Annotated in this window: 7 protein-coding genes; 2 read left to right on the forward strand and 5 right to left on the reverse strand. The window is 75.5% G+C overall.

Translation table 11 applies throughout. The features are described 5' to 3' along the window. Positions 1 to 36 precede the first annotated feature (36 nt). The 4 genes from EF903_RS35565 to EF903_RS28160 all read right to left on the reverse strand — a co-directional run bounded on the left by EF903_RS35565 (position 37) and on the right by EF903_RS28160 (position 2,607). On the reverse strand, positions 37 to 429 hold the full coding sequence (locus EF903_RS35565) for a serine hydrolase (protein ID WP_260616034.1): 393 nt from the start codon (positions 427 to 429) through the stop codon (positions 37 to 39). Beyond that, a complete protein-coding gene (locus tag EF903_RS35570) occupies positions 411 to 626 on the reverse strand; it encodes a serine hydrolase (protein WP_260616035.1) in 216 nt (71 codons plus the stop codon). The genes EF903_RS35565 and EF903_RS35570 overlap by 19 nt, the downstream gene beginning before the upstream one ends. 192 nt (positions 627 to 818) lie before the next feature. Then, positions 819 to 1,652 carry a siderophore-interacting protein gene (locus EF903_RS28155; RefSeq protein WP_399421871.1) on the reverse strand — a complete coding sequence of 278 codons (834 nt, stop codon included), beginning with the start codon at positions 1,650 to 1,652 and terminating at the stop codon, positions 819 to 821. A 49-nt stretch (positions 1,653 to 1,701) separates the two neighbouring features. Next, positions 1,702 to 2,607, reverse strand: coding sequence for a 5'-3' exonuclease (locus EF903_RS28160; RefSeq protein ID WP_185902864.1), 906 nt, complete (start codon positions 2,605 to 2,607; stop codon positions 1,702 to 1,704). A 252-nt stretch (positions 2,608 to 2,859) separates the two neighbouring features. Here EF903_RS28160 and EF903_RS28165 point away from each other — a divergent pair, with 252 nt between their 5' ends. Next, on the forward strand, positions 2,860 to 3,471 hold the full coding sequence (locus tag EF903_RS28165) for a helix-turn-helix domain-containing protein (protein WP_125547840.1): 612 nt from the start codon (positions 2,860 to 2,862) through the stop codon (positions 3,469 to 3,471). A gap of 6 nt (positions 3,472 to 3,477) precedes the next feature. Then, entirely contained in the window at positions 3,478 to 4,203 is a 726-nt protein-coding gene (locus tag EF903_RS28170) for a helical backbone metal receptor (RefSeq protein ID WP_125547841.1), read from the forward strand. Positions 4,204 to 4,230: 27 nt separating this feature from the next. Here the strand turns inward: EF903_RS28170 and EF903_RS28175 are convergent, their stop codons facing one another. Then, positions 4,231 to 5,313 (reverse strand): TDT family transporter, encoded by a 1,083-nt coding sequence (locus EF903_RS28175; protein ID WP_125547843.1) that lies wholly within the window; start codon positions 5,311 to 5,313, stop codon positions 4,231 to 4,233. Positions 5,314 to 5,323: the final 10 nt, after the last annotated feature.

A 5,323-nucleotide genomic window follows, 5' to 3' on the forward strand; every position in this document is an offset into this window, starting at 1 on the left:
CTCATCTCGTCCCGCCTACGGGCTACGGCCGCCCGGCTACCGGCGGGTGAAGGTGCCCCCGAGGGAGAGGACCGGGCCGCCACCCACGTGAAGAACGCCGGCGCGTACTCCGGCACGTACGACAGCCCGCACCCCGGGGCGCCCACCGTCACCGAGGCCCCCGGGGTGCGGGCTGTCGTACGTGCCGGAGTACGCGCCGGCGTTCTTCACGTGGGTGGCGGCCCGGTCCGGTTCGGCTGCGAAGGCGGCGGAGGCGGTGTTCGTGCGGGTCATTCCCGCCGGCTTGAAGAGGACGTCCTCGCCGAGCTTCTGCCAGGTCGTGCCGCGGGCGCGGGCGCGGGCGCGGGCGACGGCCTCGGCGGCCGCGGTCAGCCCGAAGTCGGTGTACGCGTAGCTCGCCCGGAAGGGGGTCAGCGGCTCCGGCTGCATGCGGTCGAGGAGACGGGTTCGGAGACGGACGCGATCTGGAAGACGGTGTCGGGGCCGACGGCGATGGCGTCGCCGACCCGGCGCACCCCGAAGCCCTTCACGTACACGACCTTGTCGCCGTGGACGACGGCCACCGCCACCCCGGGGACCCCGGTGCCGCGCATGGCGTCCTCGACGAACCGCGGGAGCCTGGCCACGGCCCGCTTCGATGGCCCGGTGTCGCCCGGTTGCGGCTCGGGCGGGGGAGGGGGGGCTCGGCGCCGCCGCGACCGGTCCGGTGGCGGCGAGCGCGAGCACCGTCACCGCCGTGCCGGGCGCGAGGCGCGTGCGGATGAGCCGATGGTGGGCCCGGGCGGCCGGCCCGCCCGTTCGCCGGCCGGCCCCCGTGGTCAGGCCGCCGCCTCCTGCTCGGCGATGATGCGGGCGTTCCACTCGCGCTTGATCGCGCGCCAGCCCTCGTCGGTCTCGCCCAGGCGCCAGTAGCCGGAGATCGACAGCCGCTCCTTGGGGATGCCGCGCTCCAGGCGCAGGTGGCGCCGCAGCTCCTTGACGAAGCCCGCCTCGCCGTGGACGAAGGCGTGCACGTCGCGGGAGGGGAAGTCCATCGACGTCACCGCCTCGACCAGGGCCTGGCCGACCGGGCGCGCGCCGCGGTGCAGCCACACCGGGACGACGCCGTCGGGCGTCGCGAACTTCTGCTCGTCCTCGGGGCCCTCCACCTCCACCAGCGCGTGGACGCGGGCGCCCGCCGGCATCCGCTCCATCGCCGCGGCGATCGCGGGCAGGGCGCTGTCGTCCCCGACCAGCAGGTGCCAGTCGGCGGCCGGATCCGGGGCGTACGCGCCGCCGGGGCCGAGGAAGCGGACCAGCTCGCCCGGCGTCGCCTGCGCGGCCCACGGGCCGGCGAGGCCCTCGTCGCCGTGGACGACGAAGTCGATCGTCAGCTCCAGGTGCGCCGGATCCCAGCTGCGGACCGTGTACGCCCGCTGCCGCGGCCACGCGGCCGGCGGGAACTGGGCACGGATCCGCTCCAGGTCCCACGGCGCCGGATAGGTGACCCCTTCCGGCGCGAACAGGAGCTTGATGTAGTGGTCCGTGAACTCGCCCGCGCTGAATCGGGCCAGTCCGGCGCCACCCAGCACCACCCGCACCATGTGCGGCGTGAGCCGCTCGGTCCGCATGACGACTGCGGTGCCTACCTCGCGGGCGCGTCCTTCTGCCACGGCGTCTCCCCTGACTCACCTGAAACTTAGGATTGCCTAAGTTAGCATCTCAGGCAAGCAGGGCCGTGCGCAGGCGCGCCACCGCGCCGCCCAGACCCCACCTCCGCGCCAGCGCCTCCAGGACCTCCGGCTCCGCCGGCTCCGACGGCAGCGCCGGGTCGAAGTCGGGCAGCGGCACGTCCGTGGCGACCCGCACCACCTTGGGCGCCACCGCCAGGTACGGGCGGGCCTCCTCCAGCCGCCTGCGCTGCGTCGGCGTCAGCTTCGACCTCGGATCGGCCGCCGCCGCGACGATCCCCGCCAGATCCCCGTACGCCTCCAGCAGCTTCGCCGCCGTCTTCTCGCCGATCCCCGGCACCCCGGGCAGCCCGTCGCTCGGGTCGCCGCGCAGCAGGGCCAGGTCGGCGTACCCGGGGCCGTCGACCCCGTACTTCGCCCGCAGCCACTCCCCGTCGGCCACCTGGAGGGTGCCGACGCCCTTCAGGGGGTACAGCACGCGGCGCCGCAGGTCGTCGTCCACCAGCTGGTACAGGTCCCGGTCGCCCGTGACGATGTCCACCGGCCCGGTGGCGCGCGCCGTGAGCGTGCCGATCACGTCGTCCGCCTCGTAGCCGGGCACGCCCACCCGGGCGATCCCGAAGGCGTCCAGGGCCGCCTCGATGATCGGGACCTGCGGTGCCAGGGTGTCCGGGGTCTCCTCCACGTCAGGCCCCGCCGGCACCTCCTCCGCCACCCGGTGCGCCTTGTACGAGGGGATCAGCTCCACCCGCCAGTGCGGCCGCCAGTCGGCGTCCATGCAGGCCACCAGGTCGTCGGGGCGGTGGTCCTGGACCAGGCGCCCGATGAAGTCCAGCAGCCCGCGCACGGCGTTCACCGGGGTGCCGTCCGGGGCCTTCACGGATTCCGGTACGCCGAAGTAGGCACGGAAGTACAGGGAGGCGGTGTCCAGCAGCATCAGCCGTCGAGTGCTCGTCATGACGGCGATCATGCCGCACCCCGCCGACGGGGCGCGGTTGCGGCGGGAAAGACCGGAAAGCGACGCACACATGACCGGAAGGGGAACGCGGGTTTCACGCGCGGCGTAGCCCCGTCCGCTCCTGCACGCGAAACCGGGGGCCGTTGCTGCGTAAGGTGCTTACAGCACACTCCCGTGCGACGGACGCCGACGTACGCCGACAGACCTGACAAAGGGGAGGGCAGCCCCGCCATGGACGACAGGGACGGCTCGGAGGACAAGGAACGGGACAAGGACGCCAAGGAACCGCTCCGGGTGGGCGTGGCCGTGCGCAAGCGGCGCCGGGCCCTCCACCTCACCCTCGCCGCCGTATCGGCGCGCAGCGGACTGTCGGTGCCCTTCCTCAGCCAGATAGAGAACGAACGCGCCCGCCCCAGCATGCGCTCCCTCGAACGGGTCGCGGACGCGCTGGAGACCACGGCCGTCGAACTGCTCGCCGCCTCCGACACGGCGCGCACCGTCGACCTCGTACGGGCCGGCGACGAGTCCGGGCTGAGCCCGGTCCCCGGCGTGCGCCCCCTCGTGCGCGGACACCACCAGCTCCACGCCATGGAGTTCACCGGCGACCAGGACGCCGGCCGCGAGTACCAGCACCGCAACGACGAGCTCATGTACGTCGTCTCCGGCGCCTGCCAGGTCGAGGCCGAAGGCCGCGCCTACCGCCTGGAGAGCGGCGACGCCCTCTTCCTCTCCGGCGGCGTCCGCCACCGCTGGAGGGCCGTCACCGAGGACACCCGGATACTCGTCGTCGCCGTCGGGGAGCACATCCACGCCTCCTCCGAGCCGCCCTCGCCGGGACACTGACCGGCCGTGCGCGTCGTCTCCCTCGTCCCCTCGCTGACCGAGGCCGTCGCGGCCACCGCGCCCGGCATGCTCGCCGGCGTCACCGACTGGTGCACCCACCCCGCCGGCCTCGACCGGCGGGGTGCGGTCCGCATCGGCGGCACCAAGAATCCCGACGTCGCCGCGATCACCGCGCTCCGCCCCGACCTGGTGATCGCCAACGAGGAGGAGAACCGGGCGCCCGACCTCGACGCCCTGCGCGCCGCGGGCCTCGACGTCCTTATCACCGAGGTGCGCACGCTGCCGCAGGCGCTGGGCGAACTGGACCGGCTCCTGGCGGGGGCGCTCGGACTGCCCCGGCCGCGCTGGCTCGACGAGGCGGAGCGGGCCTGGGCCGCCCTGCCGCGTCCGGCCGCCCCGCTGAGAGCCGTCGTACCCGTGTGGCGGCGGCCCTGGATGGTGCTCGGCCGGGACACCTTCGCCGGGGACCTCCTGGCCCGGCTCGGCGTGGAGAACGTCCACGCCGACCACACCGAGCGCTACCCGCGGGTGGACCCGGCGGACCCGGCCGCCGCCGGCTGCGACCTGGTGGTGCTGCCGGACGAGCCGTACGCCTTCACCCGCGAGGACGGCCCGGAGGCGTTCCCCGGCCGCCCGGCCGCGCTCGTCAGCGGCCGCCACCTCACCTGGTACGGGCCCTCGCTCGCCGAGGCGCCCCGGGTCCTCGCCGCGGAGCTGGCCGCGGCGCGCTGACGCCGGGCCGCCCGTCGCCGCCGCCTGTCACCGGGGCAGGAGGCGGCCCGCCGCCAGGCCGCGCACCGTGTGCGCGGCGGCCGCCGACCAGGCCGCCACCAGGCACAGGAACAGCGCCCAGGCCAGCCACCCGTACGCGGCCAGCCCGGTGTGCCGCGCCAGCCCGGCCGCGCCGGTGACGCACGTGCCGACGGGGAAGGTCAGCGCCCACCAGGTCATCGCGAACCCCATCCCCCTCCGGGCGGCCCGCACCAGCAGCGCCCCGGCCAGCACCAGCCACAGCAGCGCGAAACCGAGCACCGGCACCCCGTACACGACGGCGAATCCGGCCAGCGCGCCGGCGTACGGGGCGCCGATCGCCCCCGGGGCCGCGTCGGCGAGCTGCCCGGCCGCGGTGGTGGACTGCCCGAGCGGACCCAGCACCAGGAAGAGGGTCGGCGTCAGTACCGCCGGGAGCGGCCCGCCGACCAGCAGCCGGCCGAACAGCAGCGGCAGCACCAGCAGCGTCGCCAGCAGGCTCATCCCGAACAGCGCGAAGCAGGCCAGCAGCAGCGCCTCCCGCGCCTGCCCGGCCGGCAGGTGCGGCACCAGGAGGGGCCCGACCGCGGCGGACACCATGGGGGAGACCAGCGGCAGCAGCCACACCGGGGAGGCCTCAGAGGCCCGCACCTCGTGCCGCACCACCATCAGGTACGGCACGGCCACGGCCGTGGCCAGGCCGAGCACCGTCCCGGCGGTGAACAGCACCGCGTCCGCGGCGAGCGCCGCCCGCTGCCCGAGCACGTCCCGCCCGACGGTGAGCGTGCCCGCGCCGACCGCCAGCAGCGCCATCGACAGGCAGCCGTGGAAGGGGGCGACCGCCGGGTCGAGGAGGTGGGCGCGCGCCTGGTCGCGGTGGTGCAGCCAATGCCCCGCCCGGGCGGCCAGGACGAGCGCCAGCACCGCGACGGACAGCGCCCACACGGCGGTGCAGGCCGCGCGCTGTCCCGGCAGCTGGTGCGGAAGCGCCGCCCCGGCGGTGGCGGTGATCGCCGTGCCCATCACGCAGGCGTACCAGTTGGGGCCGAAGTGGCGCAGGGCGGGAAGGGGCCGGCGCCACTTCGGCCCCAACTGGTACGCC

This window comes from Streptomyces sp. WAC05292 (genome assembly GCF_003949955.1).
GTDB lineage: Bacteria > Actinomycetota > Actinomycetes > Streptomycetales > Streptomycetaceae > Streptomyces > Streptomyces globosus.

What these genes read in the sequence shown, in the direction of transcription:
- EF903_RS35565 (WP_260616034.1), bottom strand. Translation starts at nt 429, where the DNA reads ATGCAGCCGGAGCCGCTGACCCCCTTCCGGGCGAGCTACGCGTACACC.
- EF903_RS28160 (WP_185902864.1), bottom strand. Translation starts at nt 2,607, where the DNA reads ATGCTGCTGGACACCGCCTCCCTGTACTTCCGTGCCTACTTCGGCGTA.
- EF903_RS28165 (WP_125547840.1), top strand. Translation starts at nt 2,860, where the DNA reads ATGGACGACAGGGACGGCTCGGAGGACAAGGAACGGGACAAGGACGCC.